The organism is Pandoraea terrae (assembly GCF_902459695.1).
Lineage (GTDB): Bacteria > Pseudomonadota > Gammaproteobacteria > Burkholderiales > Burkholderiaceae > Pandoraea > Pandoraea terrae.
The window spans coordinates 58,527-75,610 of sequence record NZ_CABPRZ010000001.1 but is presented as its reverse complement, the minus strand read 5'-3'; the positions used below and the strand labels follow the sequence as shown (position 1 = coordinate 75,610).

17 protein-coding genes are annotated in these 17,084 nt (G+C 64.9%); 16 read left to right on the top strand and 1 reads right to left on the bottom strand.

Annotated elements, in window-relative coordinates:
• Positions 1–189 precede the first annotated feature (189 nt).
• A complete protein-coding gene (gene mgtA / locus PTE30175_RS00355; protein ID WP_150695070.1) occupies positions 190–2,934 on the bottom strand; it encodes a magnesium-translocating P-type ATPase in 2,745 nt (914 codons plus the stop codon).
• Between the two features lie 267 nt (positions 2,935–3,201).
• On the opposite strand from mgtA, the gene PTE30175_RS28090 reads away from it, so the two are divergent.
• The 16 genes from PTE30175_RS28090 (at position 3,202) to nusB (ending at position 17,080) form a co-directional block, all read left to right on the top strand.
• A complete protein-coding gene (locus PTE30175_RS28090) occupies positions 3,202–3,384 on the top strand; it encodes a hypothetical protein (RefSeq protein WP_191628712.1) in 183 nt (60 codons plus the stop codon).
• Positions 3,385–3,419: 35 nt separating this feature from the next.
• Positions 3,420–4,022, top strand: coding sequence for a phosphatase PAP2 family protein (locus tag PTE30175_RS00350; protein WP_191628710.1), 603 nt, complete (start codon positions 3,420–3,422; stop codon positions 4,020–4,022).
• 238 nt (positions 4,023–4,260) lie between these two features.
• The gene (gene hemL, locus PTE30175_RS00340; protein ID WP_150695068.1) at positions 4,261–5,556 is read left to right on the top strand and encodes a glutamate-1-semialdehyde 2,1-aminomutase; all 1,296 of its coding nucleotides are present in this window, start codon (positions 4,261–4,263) and stop codon (positions 5,554–5,556) included.
• A 62-nt stretch (positions 5,557–5,618) separates the two neighbouring features.
• On the top strand, positions 5,619–6,245 hold the full coding sequence (locus PTE30175_RS00335; RefSeq protein ID WP_150695067.1) for a LemA family protein: 627 nt from the start codon (positions 5,619–5,621) through the stop codon (positions 6,243–6,245).
• A gap of 16 nt (positions 6,246–6,261) precedes the next feature.
• Positions 6,262–7,170 carry a TPM domain-containing protein gene (locus tag PTE30175_RS00330; protein ID WP_150695066.1) on the top strand — a complete coding sequence of 303 codons (909 nt, stop codon included), beginning with the start codon at positions 6,262–6,264 and terminating at the stop codon, positions 7,168–7,170.
• 6 nt (positions 7,171–7,176) lie between these two features.
• Positions 7,177–7,719 carry a TPM domain-containing protein gene (locus PTE30175_RS00325; protein WP_150695065.1) on the top strand — a complete coding sequence of 181 codons (543 nt, stop codon included), beginning with the start codon at positions 7,177–7,179 and terminating at the stop codon, positions 7,717–7,719.
• 70 nt (positions 7,720–7,789) lie between these two features.
• Positions 7,790–8,887, top strand: coding sequence for a bifunctional diaminohydroxyphosphoribosylaminopyrimidine deaminase/5-amino-6-(5-phosphoribosylamino)uracil reductase RibD (gene ribD, locus PTE30175_RS00320; protein ID WP_150695064.1), 1,098 nt, complete (start codon positions 7,790–7,792; stop codon positions 8,885–8,887).
• Between the two features lie 36 nt (positions 8,888–8,923).
• Positions 8,924–9,544, top strand: a complete 621-nt coding sequence (locus PTE30175_RS00315) for a riboflavin synthase (RefSeq protein ID WP_150695063.1) — start codon at positions 8,924–8,926, stop codon at positions 9,542–9,544.
• 218 nt (positions 9,545–9,762) lie between these two features.
• On the top strand, positions 9,763–10,875 hold the full coding sequence (locus PTE30175_RS00310; protein WP_150695062.1) for a branched-chain amino acid ABC transporter substrate-binding protein: 1,113 nt from the start codon (positions 9,763–9,765) through the stop codon (positions 10,873–10,875).
• 89 nt (positions 10,876–10,964) lie between these two features.
• Positions 10,965–11,891, top strand: coding sequence for a high-affinity branched-chain amino acid ABC transporter permease LivH (gene livH / locus PTE30175_RS00305; RefSeq protein ID WP_150695061.1), 927 nt, complete (start codon positions 10,965–10,967; stop codon positions 11,889–11,891).
• Positions 11,892–11,897: 6 nt separating this feature from the next.
• The gene (locus PTE30175_RS00300) at positions 11,898–13,172 is read left to right on the top strand and encodes a high-affinity branched-chain amino acid ABC transporter permease LivM (RefSeq protein ID WP_150695060.1); all 1,275 of its coding nucleotides are present in this window, start codon (positions 11,898–11,900) and stop codon (positions 13,170–13,172) included.
• A complete protein-coding gene (livG, locus tag PTE30175_RS00295) occupies positions 13,169–13,936 on the top strand; it encodes a high-affinity branched-chain amino acid ABC transporter ATP-binding protein LivG (RefSeq protein ID WP_150695059.1) in 768 nt (255 codons plus the stop codon). The genes PTE30175_RS00300 and livG overlap by 4 nt, the downstream gene beginning before the upstream one ends.
• Positions 13,936–14,637 (top strand): ABC transporter ATP-binding protein, encoded by a 702-nt coding sequence (locus tag PTE30175_RS00290; RefSeq protein WP_150695376.1) that lies wholly within the window; start codon positions 13,936–13,938, stop codon positions 14,635–14,637. The genes livG and PTE30175_RS00290 overlap by 1 nt, the downstream gene beginning before the upstream one ends.
• A 227-nt stretch (positions 14,638–14,864) precedes the next feature.
• Positions 14,865–15,986 (top strand): bifunctional 3,4-dihydroxy-2-butanone-4-phosphate synthase/GTP cyclohydrolase II, encoded by a 1,122-nt coding sequence (gene ribBA, locus PTE30175_RS00285; protein WP_150695058.1) that lies wholly within the window; start codon positions 14,865–14,867, stop codon positions 15,984–15,986.
• Between the two features lie 141 nt (positions 15,987–16,127).
• Positions 16,128–16,637 carry a 6,7-dimethyl-8-ribityllumazine synthase gene (gene ribH, locus PTE30175_RS00280; protein WP_150695057.1) on the top strand — a complete coding sequence of 170 codons (510 nt, stop codon included), beginning with the start codon at positions 16,128–16,130 and terminating at the stop codon, positions 16,635–16,637.
• Complete coding sequence (gene nusB / locus PTE30175_RS00275) at positions 16,637–17,080, top strand: transcription antitermination factor NusB (RefSeq protein WP_150695056.1); 444 nt, start codon at positions 16,637–16,639, stop codon at positions 17,078–17,080. Before ribH ends, nusB begins: the two co-directional genes overlap by 1 nt.
• Positions 17,081–17,084 lie beyond the last annotated feature (4 nt).

Here is a 17,084-nt window from a genome sequence, read left to right as displayed (position 1 = left end):
ACGGAAAATTCCGAAAATCGCTCAAAGCACGTCGCCAACTGCCGAGTGCGCCGGGCGCAGCAGCGCGTGCGACCGGAAGCTCCGGCCGCACGATTTCATGTTGAATTGCGAGGGAATGATTGCGCGCCCGCTTGCAGCAACCGCACTCGGTGGATTGCCGAGCGCGGCGCGCAAGAACGCGATGGCGGCTTACTGCCAGCCGAAGCGGCGTGTGAAGGCCGTCTTGACCATTTGCGTGAGCACGGCATAGCCGAGCAGCAGCGCTGCCAGCATGGGGAAATACGCCAACGGCAACGCTTCCATGCGGAAGTATTCGGCGAGCGGCGTCATCGGCAGCGCGATGCCGATCAGCATCACCATGCCGGTCATCACCAGCAACGGCCAACCGGCAATGCTCTGCACGAACGGAATGCGGCGCGTGCGGATCAGGTGCACGATCAGCGTTTGCGACAGCAGTCCTTCGACAAACCAGCCCGACTGGAACAAAGTCTGATGTTCCGCCGCGTTCGCGCCGAACAGATGCCACATGCCAAGGAAGGTCAACACGTCGAAGATCGAACTGACCGGCCCGAAGCAGATCATGAAGCGGCTCAGGTCGGCCGGGTTCCAGCGCTGCGGTGCCGCGAGCTGTTCGTCGTCGACGTTATCGAACGGGATCGTCGTCTGCGACAGATCGTACAGCAGGTTCTGCGTGAGCAATTGCAGCGGCAACATGGGCAGGAACGGCAGGAATGCGCTCGCGATCAGCACCGAGAAGACATTGCCGAAGTTCGAGCTGGCCGTCATCTTGATGTACTTGAGCATGTTCGCAAACGTGCGGCGGCCTTCGATCACGCCCTGCTCCAGCACCATCAGGCTCTTCTCGAGCAGGATCAGGTCGGCCGCTTCCTTGGCGATATCGACGGCCGTGTCGACCGAGATGCCGATATCGGCCGCGCGCAGCGCCGGCGCATCATTGATGCCGTCGCCCATGAAACCGACGACGTGTCCGTTCGCACGCAACACGCGCACGATCCGCTCCTTGTGAGCGGGCGTGAGCTTCGCGAACACGTTGGCGCGCGCCACGCACGTGGCCAGTTCCGCGTCGGTCATCTTCTCGACTTCGTCGCCGCGAACGCACCCCGACACCTTCAACCCGACTTCGCGGCACACTTTCGTCGTGACGAGATCGTTGTCGCCGGTCAGCACCTTGACCGTGACGCCAGCCGCAGCAAGCGCCTTCAACGCCGGCGCCGTCGATTCCTTGGGCGGGTCCAGGAAGGCGATGTACCCGACGAGCACCAATTCGCGCTCATCCGCCACGCTGTATGCCTCCTGCACCGGCGGCAGATGACGCGTTGCCACGGCCACCACGCGCAGCCCTTCCGCATTGAGGTCGCCCGTGACGCGGCGCAGTTGCGTGAGCAATTCGGGCGTCAGCGGTTCAACCTGCGCGCCATGCTGCACGCGATCGCACACGGCAAGCACTTCCTCGACAGCACCCTTGCAAATCAGTTCATGGTGCTCACCATTTTCGCTCACCACCACCGACATGCGGCGGCGTTGGAAATCGAACGGAATCTCATCGATCTTGCGATACCGGTTCACGACGTCGAGCCGCTGATGCAATTCGCCATGATTGAGCACGGCCACATCGAGCAGGTTCTTCAGGCCGGTCTGGTAGAAGCTGTTCAGGTAAGCGTACTCAAGGACATCTTCCGACAGTTGCCCCCACACATTGGTGTGACGTTCGAGACAGATCTTGTCCTGCGTCAGCGTGCCGGTCTTGTCCGTGCAAAGCACGTCCATCGCGCCGAAGTTCTGGATCGCGTCGAGCCGCTTCACGATCACCTTCTTCTTCGAGAGCATCACCGCGCCCTTGGCGAGCGTGGCCGTCACGATCATGGGCAGCATTTCCGGCGTGAGGCCGACGGCCACCGACAGCGCGAACAGCGCCGCCTCGAGCCAGTCGTGTTTGGTCACGCCATTGATGACGAGCACCAGCGGCGACATGACAAGCATGAAGCGGATCAACACCCAGCTCACGCGGTTCACGCCTTGCTGGAACGATGTCAGCGTGCGTTCCTGCGCAGTCACGCGTTGCGCGAGTGAGCCGAAGAACGTCCGCGCGCCGGTGCTCACGACGACCGCGCAGGCCGAGCCGCTGACGACGTTCGTCCCCATGAATGCGAGGTTGTCGTACTCAAGCGGATTGGTGCCGGCGGCATCGCTCGCATGCGAGAATTTCTCGACCGGCAATGCCTCGCCCGTCAGCGCCGACTGGCTTACGAACAAGTCCTTCGCGGCGAGCACGCGGACGTCGGCCGGAATCATGTCGCCGGCGGCCAGCAGCACGATATCGCCGGGCACAAGCTCGCTCAGCGGGATCTCGCGGCCCAGGCGCCCGCCGCGGACCATCGCGGCCGGATCGGCGCCGTCGAGGACGTCGCGGCGCAATACCGTGGCGGTGGTGCTGACCATCGCCTTCAACTGCTCGGCGGCCTTGTTGGAACGGGCTTCCTGAACGAAGCGCAACACCGTGGAAATGATCACCATCGTAGCGATGATGATCGTTCCCTCGGTGTCGTCAGTAGCGAACGAGACTGTCGCCAGTACCGTCAACAGCAGGTTGAACGGATTTCGGTAGCATTGAAACAAGTGCTGCCACCAGGGCAGCGGCTTCTCGTGCTCGACTTCGTTGGGCCCGACGTGCGCACGAACGGTCGCGGCCTCGTCATCGGACAGCCCGTCGCGGCGCGATTGCAGCCGGACAAGCAGATCGGGCGCGGCGGTACGCGCCGCGTCGAGCAAACCTGGTGGTGCCTCGTGGCCGTGTGCGGGGACGTCGAGGGTATCGAGGCCGTCCGGAATGGGATCGCGCTTGAAGTAGCGCAGGCCGAGCCGGGCGCCGAGTACGGCGATGACGCGCTCGCTGAGAGTCAGGGCTTGTTGCATGATGAAATTCCTTCGAAACGGAACACGGCGGCTCTCCCTGCCACGCGGCGCCGGTCGCGACGCGCGCGGATGCGGACGATGACGACGAATCGCGTCATGGCGCAAGCGCACACGTCGGGACAGCCCGAACGGCAAGACAAGAACTTCTAAGGGAGCGTGCTACGTGAGACGAGACCTGAACAGCCTCGCCGGCGCGCGCTAACCCGGCAAATGCGAGTTAGCGGCTGGGAAATTCCCGGGACTAACTCGCGGTAATGGCGTCGGCGGATGCCGACCGACTACTACCTGAACAACTGTCCACGAGGACCTCCTGAGTACTATGACGGCGCGATTCTACCCTTGGCCGTCCTGAAAGAAAAGGCACGATTCCTGCTGTTACAAAAAAATCACGGTATTTCCCCTACCCGGGCGGCACCCGATGCAGGACAATTGCCGGTTCGCGTCACATGACTGACACACTTTCGTCACAATTTTCTGCTCGCGGAATGGAAAACCTGAATCGCGCCCTGTTTCTCTGGATCAACGCTTCGTCCTCGGCCAGCCCGGGTGAAATCGCCGTCGCCGTGTTCTGCGCGAAATACCTGATCGCACTGGTACCCCTCGGCCTCATCGCGCTATGGTTCGCCGGCGGCCGCGATCGTGAAAGTGCGGTGCATGGCCTGATCGGGCTGGCGCTGGCCCTCGCGATCAGCGGCTTGACCGGCTTGCTCTGGCCGGAACCGCGCCCGTTCGTGGCCGGCCTCGGCACGCAATGGCTTGCGCACGCACCGACGCCCGCGTTCCCCAGCAATCACGGCACGATCATGTTCACCGCCGCCTTCGTGCTGATGAACACCATCGCCCGTTCGCCACGGCTGCTTGGCCGGCTGCTGTTGCTGTGCGCGTTCCCGGTCGCCTGGGCGCGCATCTATCTCGGGGTGCATTGGCCGGTCGACATGGCGGGCGGCTTCGCCGTCGCGCTTGTCGTGGCGCTGATCATGCGCATGACGGCCGCGCGGGAAACGAGCCGTGTGGCCTGCGCCATATTGGAAGGGATCTATCGTGGCGTAATGGCCTGGCCGATCTCGCGCGGCTGGCTGCGCCGTTGAGGGGCCTGCCGGCCGCCGGTGGCATTCCGCGGTGATATTCGCCCGCCGCTTCCGGCTGATCGTCGACGGCGAGCAGTTCCAGCGATATCTGATGGCCGCCCGGGCGCCGCTTCCGCTAAAATCGTTCCGTCAGGGCCCGCCAGGCCCCAGGCCGGCAGACGCCGGCCGCCGCCCACGGGACTCCCGGGCGAGTGCCCTTTGGCGCGCGCCGCGGCGCTCACCGCACTTCAGGAACGTCATGTCTACAAATCAGCAGTTGTTCGACCGTGCCCAGCAAACCATTCCCGGCGGCGTGAATTCGCCGGTGCGCGCCTTCCGCTCGGTCGGCGGCACGCCGCGCTTCATCGCCCGCGCGCAAGGCCCCTATATGTGGGACGCCGAAGGGATGCGCTACATCGACTACATCGGCTCGTGGGGCCCGATGATCGTCGGCCATCTGCACCCGGAGGTCGTCGCCGCCGTGGAAACCGCGCTGCATTCAGGTTTTTCCTTCGGCGCGCCGACGGAAGGCGAAGTGATGATGGCCGAGGAAATCGGCAAGCTCGTGCCGTCCATTGAACAAGTCCGGCTGGTCTCGTCAGGCACGGAAGCCACCATGAGCGCGTTGCGGCTCGCGCGCGGCTTCACGGGCCGCAACAAAATCGTCAAGTTCGAGGGCTGCTACCATGGACATGCCGACAGCCTGCTCGTGAAGGCCGGCTCGGGCCTGTTGACGTTTGCCGACACGACGCGCAACGCGCCGTCCTCGGCCGGCGTGCCGGAAGTCGTCACGCGCGACACGCTCGTGCTCGAATACAACAACGTCGAACAGTTGCGCGACATCTTCGCGGGACAGGGCGGCGACATCGCCGCAGTGATCGTCGAGCCGGTCGCCGGGAACATGAACCTCGTGCGCGCTACGCCCGATTTCCTGCAGACGATGCGCGAGCTGTGCGGCGCGCACGGCGCCGTGCTGATCTTCGACGAAGTCATGTGCGGCTTCCGCGTCGGCCTCGGCGGCGCACAGGCGATGTATGGCATCACGCCCGACCTGACCTGCCTCGGCAAGGTTATCGGCGGCGGCATGCCGGCGGCGGCCTTCGGCGGACGGCGCGACATCATGGCCCATCTTGCACCGCTGGGCGGCGTCTACCAGGCCGGCACACTCTCGGGCAATCCGCTCGCCGTCGCCGCCGGCCTGGCCACGTTGAAGCTTATCCAGGCGCCGGGGTTTTATGACCGCCTGACGGCACAGACGGCAAAACTGACCGCCGGCCTGACCGAAGCCGCGGCGGCGGCCGGCGTGCCGTTCTCGGCCGACAGCGTCGGCGGCATGTTCGGCCTGTATTTCCGGGCGACGGTGCCGGGCAGCTACGCTGAAGTGACGACGGCCGATGTGCCGCGCTTCAACAAATTCTTCCACGCAATGCTCGACCGCGGCGTGTACCTGGCGCCGAGCGCGTTTGAGGCCGGTTTCGTCTCGAGCATGCACGACGACGCTGTTCTCGAGGCCACCTTTGCCGCCGCGCGCGAAGCGTTCGCCGCGATCGTCTGAGCCCCCTGAGCGCCGCCCGGCTTACGCCGTCAGCCCGATACATCACAACAAGGAAATCGATCATGCGACTGGCCCTGCCCCTGTCCTTTGCGCAACGCCCCGCACGTACGTTCGGCCGCTGGCTGGTGCTCGGCGTGCTCGCGTCGCTGCTGTCGGCGTGCGGGTATAACGACATCCAGGTCAAGGACGAAGCCGTCAAGGCTGCGTGGAGCGAAGTCGTCAACCAGTATCAGCGCCGCGCCGATCTGGTGCCGAACCTCGTCAACACGGTGAAGGGCTATGCGGCACAGGAGAAGTCCACGCTGACCGACGTCATCGAGGCGCGCGCCAAGGCGACCAGCATCACGGTCACGCCCGAGACGCTCAACGATCCGGAAGCGTTCAAGCGCTTCCAGCAAGCACAGGGCGAATTGTCCGGCGCGTTGTCGCGTTTGATGGCTGTCACGGAAAACTACCCGAACCTGAAGTCGGACGGACTGTTCCGCGACCTTCAATCGCAACTGGAAGGGACCGAAAACCGCATCACCGTGGCGCGCAACCGCTACATCCAGTCGGTGCAGGATTACAACGTCTACGTACGCAGCTTCCCGAACAACCTGACGGCGAAGATGTTCGGCTACGGACCGAAGGCGAATTTCACGGTCGACAACGAGAAGGCGATCTCGACGGCGCCGGCCGTCAAGTTCTGATCCAGGCGCACCGATCATGACCCGACTGCCGCGTCCCGCGACGTCCGGACGGTTCGATGCATGGCCGGCTCGCGCCGTCCGCTGGCTCGCCGGCGCACTCGCGCTCTGGCTCGCGCTCTGCGCATGGCCCGCGGCGGCCGTCGCCGGCCAGGCCGCCGTGCCGCCGCTCACCGCGCGCGTCACCGATCTCACGAACACACTCTCGCCCGACCAGCGTAATGCGCTCGAAGCCCAACTTGCGCAGTATGAACAGCAGCGCGGCAGCCAGATCTTCATCCTGATGGTGCCGAGCACCGCACCGGAGACCATCGACGCATACAGCATCCGCGTTGCCGACGCGTGGAAAGCCGGCCGCAAAGGGATCGACGACGGCGTGATCGTGCTCATCGCCAAGAACAATCCAAACGACTTGCGCAAGATGCGCATCGAAGTCGGGCGCGGCGTGCAGGGTTCGTTGACGGACGCCATATCCGGCCGCATCCTGCGCGATGTCATGGCGCCGCACTTTCGCAGCGGCGACTTCTTCGGCGGTCTGGCCGCCGGCGTCGCCGCGGTCGAAGCGGCATTGAACCAGGAAGCGTTGCCGGCACCGCAGTTGCCCGCGAGCAAGCCGCCCCAATCCGACCTGTCCGACTTTCTGCCGCTGCTGTTCATCGTCTTCGTGATCGTGATGGTCGTGGCGATGGAGCGCCGCCGCTTCACCGGCCCCGGCTTGCCGGGCGCCGTCGCCGACGACCCCCGCCAGCGTGTCTTTCAAGGCCAGCGCGGGCGCTTCGGCCCCGGCGGCGTGGGTGGGCTGGGAGGACTCGGCGGCATGGGCGGATGGGGGCGCGGCGGGGGCGGTGGATTCGGCGGCGGGGGCGGCGGCTTCGGCGGCGGGGGCGGCGGCGGCTTCGATGGCGGCGGTTCTTCCGGCAACTGGTGAGCGCATATGCAACACGATGAATTTGCCATGCCCCATGAGGCCCGACACGACCTGTCCCGTTGGTTCCGGCACCTTGGCACGACACGTGCCCACGCGCGCTGGATCTTCCCCGAGAAGGCGCTGGGCGCGCTCGAGGCTGCCATCGGCGCATCCGAAGCCGAACACCGCTGCGAGATTCGCCTGGTCATCGAGGCGGCCATGCCGCTGGGCGCCGTATGGCGCGGCCAGACCTGCCGGCAACGCGCAGTGCATCTGTTTCATCAATTGGGCATCGCGCACACCGACGAACGCACGGGCATTCTCCTCTATATCAACGTCGCCGATCACGACATCGAACTGCTCGCGGACCGGGGCGTCAATACGCATGTCGCCGCCGATGCGTGGGACGGGCTCGTCGCGCGGCTGGTGGACGGATTCAGGCAGGAGCGCTATCTGGACAGCGCCCTCGCAGCGCTCGACGAACTCCGTGTCATCGCCCGGCATTTCCTGCCCGCGCACGCGGGGCGTCAACCGGACAACGCGCTGACGGACCGTCCGCTCATGCTCTAGTCCACCCGAAACGCGGTAAGCTTCTGGTTTCGGGCGGCGCATGTCGCCGCCCGGCGCACTTGGAACGTTTATGTTTTCAGACCAGGATTTCGATTACATGCGCCGCGCGCTTGCACTGGGCGAGCACGGCATGTTCACGACGGCGCCCAACCCGCGCGTCGGGTGCGTGATCGTCTCGCAAGGGCGCGTGATCGGCGAAGGCTGGACACAGCCGGCGGGGCAGGATCATGCGGAGATCCAGGCGCTCAAGCACGCCGCCGCGCGCGGCCACAGCGTGCGCGGCGCGACCGCCTACGTCACGCTCGAGCCTTGCAGCCACTTCGGCCGGACGCCACCGTGCGCGAACGCGCTAATCGAAGCCGGCATCAAACGCGTGATCGCGGCCATGGAAGATCCGAATCCGCTCGTGGCCGGCCGCGGACTCGCGATACTGCGCAATGCCGGCATCGAGGTGCGCTGCGGTTTGCTCGAACAGGAAGCGCAGGAACTCAACATCGGTTTCGTCTCGCGCATGACGCGCGGCTTGCCGTGGGTGCGCCTGAAAGTGGCTGCCAGTCTCGACGGCAAAACCGCGCTTCACAACGGCGTGAGCCAATGGCTGACGGGCGAGACGGCCCGCGCCGACGGCCATGCCTGGCGTGCGCGCGCCTGCGCCATCCTGACCGGCATCGGCACCGTGCGCGAGGACAACCCCGCGCTGACCGTGCGTGCCGTGCCGACACCGCGCCAGCCGTTGCGCGTGCTGGTCGACAGCCAACTCGACGTTCCGCTGTCCGCGCGCGTGCTTGCCGACGGCCACGCGCTGGTCGCGTGCGCGAATGCCCCGGCCGAGCGCGCGGCCCATCTGCGCGAACTTGGCATCGAAGTGCTCGACCTGCCCAATCCGCACGGCAAGGTCGACTTGCCCGCCCTGATGCGCGCTCTCGGCGAACGGCAGATCAACGAACTGCACGTGGAAGCGGGTTTCAAGCTCAACGGCTCACTGTTGCGCGAGGGTTGCGTCGACGAATTGCTGACGTATCTCGCCCCGAGCATTCTTGGCGACGCGCAAGGCATGTTCAACCTGCCGGCACTGACCGATCTCGCGCCGCGCATCGCGCTTCGATTTCATGACGTACGTCTTCTGGACGACGATCTCCGGATCGTCGCCCGCGTGCGTCGCGACTAGGTTCCTCGCATCATCCCTTTCAGGAGCGTTTCCCTCATGTTTACCGGAATCGTCGCGGCAGTGGGCCGCATCGACAGTGTCACGCCAATCGACGGCAGCGCCGAGGCGGGCGTGCGCCTGCGCGTGCATGCACCCGAACTCGATTTGTCCGACGTCGCCCTGGGCGACAGCGTTGCCATTCAGGGCGCATGCATGACCGTCGTGGAAAAGGACGCCGAGACCTTCGACGTCGAAGTCTCGCGCGAGAGCCTGTCGAAAACGGCGGGACTCACGCAAGCCGGTGAAGTCAATCTGGAGAAGGCGATGCGTGCGCACGACCGGCTCGGCGGCCACATCGTGTCGGGCCACGTCGACGGACTCGGTCGCGTGACGCATTTTGCCCCGGTCGGCGAATCGTACGAGTTGCGCGTTCTCGCGCCCGCCGACATGGGGAAGTTTCTCGCGTACAAGGGATCCGCAACCGTTAACGGCGTGAGCCTGACGGTCAACCGTATCGCGGATCAGGCCGATGGCTGCGAGTTTTCGATCAACCTGATCCCCCACACGGTCGCGGTCACCACGCTCAAACATCTGAAGGTGGGCGATGCGGTGAATCTGGAGATCGACCTGATTGCGCGTTACGTAGAACGGATGCTGTCGACGTCGCAGACCGCCTGATCGCGAAAAACGTGGCATCTTTGACCCCGACACCCCCATCAATCTGCCCTCCCCGGCAACTTCCTGCCAAATATCACCCCTGGCGCTAGTTGGACTCCGAAGTACGCTACCATTGGTCATCGCCCACGCCCCCCGGTCGGCGTGGGTGACCCCGTACTGTTTGCCGGACCAGGCCATGCCTGGCGCCGGCCGAAAAAAACATCAAGGAGACACCCAGGATGCAGTTCCGTCACAAGTCCGTTTTCGTCGCTGCCACGCTCGCCGTCCTCGGCAGTGCCGCCCAAGCGGAAACCGTCAAGATCGCGATCGCCGGCCCGTTCAGCGGATCGGTTGCCCAGTATGGCGACATGGTCAAGGCTGGCGCCCTGACCGCCATTGAACAGATCAATGCCGCGGGCGGCGCGGGCGGCAACAAGCTCGAAGCCGTGATGATGGACGACGCTTGCGAACCGAAGCAGGCCGTGGCCGTCGCCAACAAGATCGTCAGCCAGAAAATCAAATATGTGATCGGTCACGTGTGTTCGGGTTCGACCATTCCGGCGTCGGACATCTACGAGAACGAAGGCATCGTGATGGTGACGCCGTCGGCCACCGCGCCTCAGCTGACCGAAGGCAAGAAGCGCCAGTTCATCTTCCGCACCATCGGCCGCGATGACCAGCAAGGCCCGGCGGCAGCGCAGTACATCATCACCAAGGTCAAGCCGAAGAAGGTTGCCATCCTGCACGACAAGCAGTCGTATGGCCAGGGCATCGCCACCTCGGTGAAGAAGGATCTCGAAGCGGCCAAGATTCCCGTGGCGGTGTTCGAAGGCATCAACGCTGGCGACTCCGACTACTCGGCCGTCATCACCAAGCTCAAGTCGCAAGGCGTGGACTTTGTCTACTTCGGCGGCTATCACCCGGAGATGGGCCTGCTGATGCGCCAGGCGCGCGAGCAAGGCGTGAAGGCAGCCTTCATGGGACCGGAAGGCGTGGGCAACAAGGACGTGACGGCCATCGCCGGCGCGGCCTCCGAAGGCATGCTGGTGACGCTGCCGGCCGACTTCGCCGCCGACCCGGCCAACGTGAAGGTGGTCAAGGCCTTCGCCGACAGCAAGCGCGACGCGAACGGTCCGTTCCAGATGCCCGCCTACGCCGGCGTTTCGATCATCGCCAACGCCATCGCCGGTGCGAAGAGCACCGATCCCGCCAAGGTCGCGGACTACATGCACAAGCATCCGTTCCAGACCCCGATCGGCATGGTCAATTACGACACGAGCGGCGACCTGCGGTTGTTCAAGTTCGTCGTCTACAAGTGGCACAAGGACGCCACGAAGACCGTCGCCAACTGATTTACTGACGTTCCGGCCCGTCCACCCCGCCCGCCGCAAGGCAGGCGGGGCGTTTCCGTATTCGGCCCTGACGTCGTGAGGCTCCCCGCATGAACGAATTCTTCCCACAGCTCGCCCAGCAACTGGTCAATGGCCTGACGCTGGGCGCGATCTATGCATTGATTGCCATCGGCTACACAATGGTCTACGGCATTATCGGCATGATCAACTTTGCCCATGGCGAGATCTATATGATCGGCGCCTATGTCGGGCTCGTCGTGCTGACCGCGATCGGCGCCCAGGCGGGTTACCCCCTGCCCCTGGTGCTCGGCGCGGCGCTGCTGGTATCGGTACTGATCACGGGGCTCTACGGTTTCGCGATCGAGCGGGTGGCGTATCGCCCGCTGCGCGGCGGCCCCCGGCTCGGTCCGCTGATCTCGGCGATCGGCATGTCCATCTTCCTGCAGAACTACGTGCAAATCGGCCAGGGCGCGCGCGACGTGTCGGTGCCGATGCTGATCGCCGGCGCGATCGATATTCCGATGGGCGGCGACTTCACCGTCACCATTCCGTATTCGCGCCTGCTGATCGTCAGCGTCACCGTGGTCTTGATGATTGCACTCACGCTGTTTATCGGCGGCTCCCGCATGGGGCGCGCGTGCCGCGCCTGTGCCGAAGACATGCGCATGGCGAACCTGCTCGGCATCGACACGAACCGGGTGATCTCCTTCACCTTCGTGCTCGGCGCGATGCTGGCCGCCGTCGGCGGCGTGCTGATCGGCCTCAGCATCGGCAAGCTCAATCCCTATATCGGCTTCATTGTCGGCATCAAGGCCTTCACGGCGGCGGTGCTCGGCGGCATCGGCAGCATTCCCGGCGCCATGCTGGGCGGCGTACTGCTGGGTCTTGCCGAAACGCTCGCCTCGGGCTACATGCCGTCCGAATACAAGGACGTCGTGGCCTTTGGCCTCCTGGTATTGGTGCTGCTGTTCCGCCCCACCGGTTTGCTCGGCAAGCCGGATGTCGAAAAGGTGTGAGGTCATATGACACAAGGACTTTCCATGAAAGCCGGTGTGGCGCCCGCAGCGCCGGCCACCGGCACGCTCAAGGGCGCTGCGATCGCCGCGTTGGTGACGATCTTGCTCACCGCACCCATCCTCGGCCTGCAACTGAAACTGGAGGGTTATCAGGTGGTGCTGGAGCAGCACTGGCGCCCCGTGTGGATCGCGGCCGCCGTGGTCTTCCTGTTCCAGCTCTGCAAGCCCATGCTCACGCGCACCGGCCGTGGGCTCAGGCTGCCGGCGATGCCCGCGCTCGGCAAGCGCCAGCAGCGCGCGGCGGTCTGGGTGCTGCTGGCGATCGGTCTCGTCTGGCCGTTCATCGGCTCGCGCGGCGCGGTCGACGTGGCCACGCTTGCGTTGATCTACGCGATCCTGGGCCTGGGGCTGAACATCGTCGTCGGCTTCGCCGGCCTGCTCGATCTCGGGTACGTGGGCTTCTATGCGGTCGGAGGCTATACGTACGCGCTGCTCAATCAGTACTTCGGCCTGAGCTTCTGGGAATGCCTGCCGATCGCTGCGCTGATGTCGGCGACCTTCGGCTTCCTGCTGGGTTTTCCGGTGCTCCGCCTGCGTGGCGACTACCTGGCTATCGTGACGCTCGGCTTCGGCGAAATCATCCGCCTGCTGCTCAATAACCTGACGCGCCTCACGGGCGGGCCAGACGGCGTCTCCGGCATTCCGAAGCCGACCGTGTTCGGTTTCGAGATGGCGCGCAGCGCCAGTGTCGAGGGCGCGAAAACGTTCCACGACCTGATCGGCATCCCGTACAGCGGCTCGCACATGGTGATCTTCCTCTACCTGCTGGCGTTCCTGCTGCTGGGTTTCACGCTGTTCGTCACGAGCCGCCTGATCCGCATGCCGCTGGGCCGCGCGTGGGAAGCCCTGCGCGAGGACGAGATCGCTTGCCGCTCGCTCGGCCTGAACCCGACGCGTATCAAGCTCTCGGCGTTCACGCTCGGTGCGTCGTTCGCAGGTTTGGGCGGCGCCTTCTTCGCCGCACGCCAGGGGCTGGTCACGCCGGAGTCGTTCACGTTCATCGAATCGGCGCTGATTCTCGCCGTGGTGGTGCTCGGCGGCATGGGTTCGCAGCTCGGCGTCATCCTCGCCGCCATTCTGCTGACCGTGCTGCCCGAGGTGGCGCGCGGCTTCGCGGAGTACCGCATGCTGATCTTCGGCCTTGTGATGGTGCTCATGATGATGTGGCGGCCGCAGGGCCTGCTGCCTGCCAACCGTCCGCATGTGGAGTTGCCGCAATGAGTGCAGAACTGCTGAAACTATCCGGCCTGCAAATGCGCTTCGGCGGCTTGCTGGCCGTGGATGGCGTCGATTTCGACGTGCGCCCCAATGAAGTCTTTGCGATTATCGGCCCGAACGGCGCCGGCAAGACCACCGTGTTCAACTGCGTGGGGGGCTTCTACAAGCCGAGCGGCGGCGAGATTGTGCTCGACGGACAGCCGATCACCGGCCTGCCGAGCCATCTCGTGGCGCGGCGCGGACTGGTGCGCACATTTCAGAACATCCGCCTGTTTCGCCAACTGACGGTGGTGGAGAACCTGCTGGTTGCGCAGCACATGCGCGTGCACAGCGGGTTCCTGCAAGGACTGTTCACGACGGCCGCCTATCGCCGCGCGGAACGTACGGCGCTCGAGCGCGCCGCGCACTGGCTCGACCGCATGGGACTGACGGCGGTTGCCAATCGCGAAGCCGGCACGCTGTCCTACGGACACCAGCGCCGGCTTGAAATTGCGCGCTGCATGATTACCGAGCCGCGCTTGCTGATGCTCGACGAACCTGCCGCGGGTCTCAACCCGCAGGAAAAGATCGAGTTGCAGCATCTGGTCGACGCACTGCGCCGCGAGTTCGGCATTTCGGTGCTGCTGATCGAGCACGACATGAGCCTCGTGATGGGCGTCTCGGACCGGATCCTCGTGATGGAGCACGGCCGCCCGATCATGATCGGCAAGCCGGACGAAGTGCGCAACGACCCGCGCGTGATCAAGGCCTATCTCGGAGAGGAATGATGCTGAAGCTGGAGCAAATCCACACCCACTACGGCGCGGTGGAAGCCTTGGCGGGCGTGTCGATCGAAGTCAGGAAAGGCGAGATCGTCACCCTCATCGGGAGCAATGGCGCCGGCAAGACCACGTTGATGATGACGGTTTGCGGCTCGCCGCGGGCGTCGAGCGGACGCGTGCTGTTCGAGGACCAGGACATTACGTCCCGACCGACGCACGACATCATGCGGCGGGGCATGGCCATCTCGCCGGAAGGACGGCGCGTGTTTCCGAGCCTGACCGTGCTGGAGAACCTGAAGATGGGCGGCTTCTTTTCGTCGAAAGACGAGATCGAAGCCGGCATCGACTACGTGTTCAAGCTGTTCCCCCGGCTCGCGCAACGGGGCCGGCAACGTGCCGGCACCATGTCCGGCGGCGAGCAGCAGATGCTCGCGATCGGCCGCGCGCTGATGAGCCGTCCGCGCCTGTTGCTGCTCGACGAGCCGACGCTCGGGCTCGCGCCGCTGGTGATCGCGCAGATCTTCGACATCATCCGCACGATTCGCGACGAAGGCGTCACCGTGTTCTTGGTCGAGCAGAATGCGAACAAGGCGCTGCACGTGGCCGATCGCGGCTACGTGCTGGAGACCGGACGCGTGGTGCTTGCCGACACGGCGGCCAACCTGCTGGCCAACGACAACATCAAACGCGCGTACCTCGGCGGCTGAACGCCGTGGAAGGGGCGCCTGCGGGCGCCCCGCCATCTCAAGCCCCTTATTGCGACTTCGTGTAGGCGGCATGGAACCCCATGTCGGCGTGGCGTTGACGGGTGGCTTCGCCACCATGGATCGCCGTCGCGGTGTAACTTGGCCCTTCGCGCAACAATCCCCCGCTGACGGACACCGGCTTGGCGTAGAATAGAGCCTTTCCGAATTCCGCTCACGCACCGCCTGCTATGCCGCTGGCCACAACAGAAGAAATCATCGCCGAGCTCAAGGCCGGCCGAATGGTCGTCCTGGTCGACGAAGAAGACCGAGAAAACGAAGGCGACCTGGTGATGGCCGCTGAATTTGCCACGCCCGAAGCCATCAATTTCATGGCGAAGTACGGCCGTGGCCTGATTTGCCTCACGCTCACCCAAGCCCGCTGCAAGCAATTGAACCTGGGCTTGATGACGCAACGCAACGGCACGCAATACGGCACCGCCTTCACCCAGTCGATCGAGGCCGCAACCGGCGTCACCACTGGCATTTCCGCCGCGGACCGGGCGCACACGGTGCGCACGGCCATCGCCAAGGATGCCCGCCCGGACGATATCGTCCAGCCTGGTCACGTGTTCCCGATCATGGCCCAACCGGGCGGCGTGCTGGTCCGCGCCGGTCACACAGAAGCCGGCTGCGACCTGACCGCCATGGCCGGCCTGGCGCCGGCCGCCGTGATCTGCGAGATCATGAACGACGACGGCACGATGGCGCGTCTGCCGGAACTGCTCGTGTTCGCCGAGCAGCACGGCATCAAGATCGGCACGATCGTCGACCTGATCCATTACCGCATTCGCACCGAATCGATGATCGAGACGGTCGCGACGCGCGACATGGAAACCGCCTACGGTACGTTCCGGGCCACGCTTTACCGCGACAAGCCCAGCGGCAGCCCGCATCTGGCACTCGTGTGCGGCACGCCGCGTCCCGACGAGGAAACGCTGGTGCGCGTGCATGAGCCGTTGTCGGTGCTCGATCTGCTCGAAACCGGCGCCACCACCCACTCCTGGACCCTGTACAGCGCCATGAGGGAAGTGGCGCGGGCCGGCCAGGGCGTCATCGTCCTGCTCAATTGCGCCGATCAAGCCGCGCATCTGTTCTCGCAGTTCGAAGCGTTGGACGAAGCCGAGCGCACCGCGGCCGCTACGCGCCGCCCGATCGACTTCCGCACGCACGGCGTGGGTTCACAAATCCTGCGTGAGCTGGGCGTCGGTAAAATGCGGGTGATGGCGAGCCCGCGCAAGATCCCGAACATGGCGGGCTACGGACTGGAAGTCTGCGGCTTCCAGCCGATGCCCGACAGCGCGGCGGCCTGATCGCCGCCATACAGTAGCCTGCCCGGTCCGTCCGCTTTGCGGATGAGGCCGTGGCACCTTATGCCGTTGCATCCGCTGCGCCCGCGCAGCGATTTTTGTTTGCTTTCGCCGCCTGGACGGTACTTTTTAAGGAAGCCCATCATGGAAATCGGACAATACCAGCCCGAACTCGACGGCGAGGGCCTGCGTGTCGGCATCGTGCAGGCACGTTTCAATGACGCCGTATGCACGGCCCTGCGCGACGCGGCCGTCGCGGAACTCGATCGCCTCGGCGTCGAGGGCGAGGACGTCCTGCTCGTGACCGTGCCCGGCGCGCTGGAAATTCCGTTGGCGCTGCAGAAAATGGCCGAATCCGGCCAGTTCGATGCCCTTATCGCGCTTGGCGCGGTGATTCGCGGAGAAACGTATCACTTTGAACTGGTGTCGAACGAAAGCGGCGCCGGCATCACGCGCATCGGCCTCGATTTCGGCCTGCCCATCGCCAATGCGGTGTTGACGACCGAAAACGACGAACAGGCCGAAGTGCGCGCCGCCGAGAAGGGCCGCGACGCGGCTCGCGTGGCAGTGGAAATGGCGAATCTGTCGGAAGCGCTCGACGCCCTGCGAAGCGAAGACGAAGAAGACGAAGACGAAGAAGAGGAAGGTCGGTAATGAAGAGTGCTCGCCGCCGCGCGCGCGAATTTGCGCTGCAAGGCTTGTATCAATGGCTGCTCTCGCGCAGCAGTGCGGGAGAAATTGACGCGCATCTGCGCACGACGCCGGGCTATGACAAGGCCGACCGTACCCATCTGGACGCCCTGCTCCATGGCAGCATCCAGGAAGCCGACGGTCTGTCGCAGGACCTGCAACCGTTTCTCGACCGGCCGGCCGCCGAGTTGTCGCCGGTCGAACACGCGGTGCTGGTAATCGGTGCGTATGAACTGCGCCATCACCTCGACATCCCCTACCGCGTCGTGATTAACGAAGCGGTCGAACTGGCGAAGACCTTCGGCGGCGTGGAAGGCTATCGCTACGTCAACGGCGTGCTGGACAAGTTCGCGGCGCAGGCGCGCCCGGATGAAGTCGCCAAGCGCAACGCGGGACGCGGCAACTGAGGAC

Coding starts and splice junctions, on each gene's coding strand:
- mgtA (WP_150695070.1), bottom strand. CDS start 2,934: ATGCAACAAGCCCTGACTCTCAGCGAGCGCGTCATCGCCGTACTCGGC.
- PTE30175_RS28090 (WP_191628712.1), top strand. CDS start 3,202: ATGCCGACCGACTACTACCTGAACAACTGTCCACGAGGACCTCCTGAG.
- PTE30175_RS00350 (WP_191628710.1), top strand. CDS start 3,420: ATGGAAAACCTGAATCGCGCCCTGTTTCTCTGGATCAACGCTTCGTCC.
- hemL (WP_150695068.1), top strand. CDS start 4,261: ATGTCTACAAATCAGCAGTTGTTCGACCGTGCCCAGCAAACCATTCCC.
- PTE30175_RS00335 (WP_150695067.1), top strand. CDS start 5,619: ATGCGACTGGCCCTGCCCCTGTCCTTTGCGCAACGCCCCGCACGTACG.
- PTE30175_RS00330 (WP_150695066.1), top strand. CDS start 6,262: ATGACCCGACTGCCGCGTCCCGCGACGTCCGGACGGTTCGATGCATGG.
- PTE30175_RS00325 (WP_150695065.1), top strand. CDS start 7,177: ATGCAACACGATGAATTTGCCATGCCCCATGAGGCCCGACACGACCTG.
- ribD (WP_150695064.1), top strand. CDS start 7,790: ATGTTTTCAGACCAGGATTTCGATTACATGCGCCGCGCGCTTGCACTG.
- PTE30175_RS00315 (WP_150695063.1), top strand. CDS start 8,924: ATGTTTACCGGAATCGTCGCGGCAGTGGGCCGCATCGACAGTGTCACG.
- PTE30175_RS00310 (WP_150695062.1), top strand. CDS start 9,763: ATGCAGTTCCGTCACAAGTCCGTTTTCGTCGCTGCCACGCTCGCCGTC.
- livH (WP_150695061.1), top strand. CDS start 10,965: ATGAACGAATTCTTCCCACAGCTCGCCCAGCAACTGGTCAATGGCCTG.
- PTE30175_RS00300 (WP_150695060.1), top strand. CDS start 11,898: ATGACACAAGGACTTTCCATGAAAGCCGGTGTGGCGCCCGCAGCGCCG.
- livG (WP_150695059.1), top strand. CDS start 13,169: ATGAGTGCAGAACTGCTGAAACTATCCGGCCTGCAAATGCGCTTCGGC.
- PTE30175_RS00290 (WP_150695376.1), top strand. CDS start 13,936: ATGCTGAAGCTGGAGCAAATCCACACCCACTACGGCGCGGTGGAAGCC.
- ribBA (WP_150695058.1), top strand. CDS start 14,865: ATGCCGCTGGCCACAACAGAAGAAATCATCGCCGAGCTCAAGGCCGGC.
- ribH (WP_150695057.1), top strand. CDS start 16,128: ATGGAAATCGGACAATACCAGCCCGAACTCGACGGCGAGGGCCTGCGT.
- nusB (WP_150695056.1), top strand. CDS start 16,637: ATGAAGAGTGCTCGCCGCCGCGCGCGCGAATTTGCGCTGCAAGGCTTG.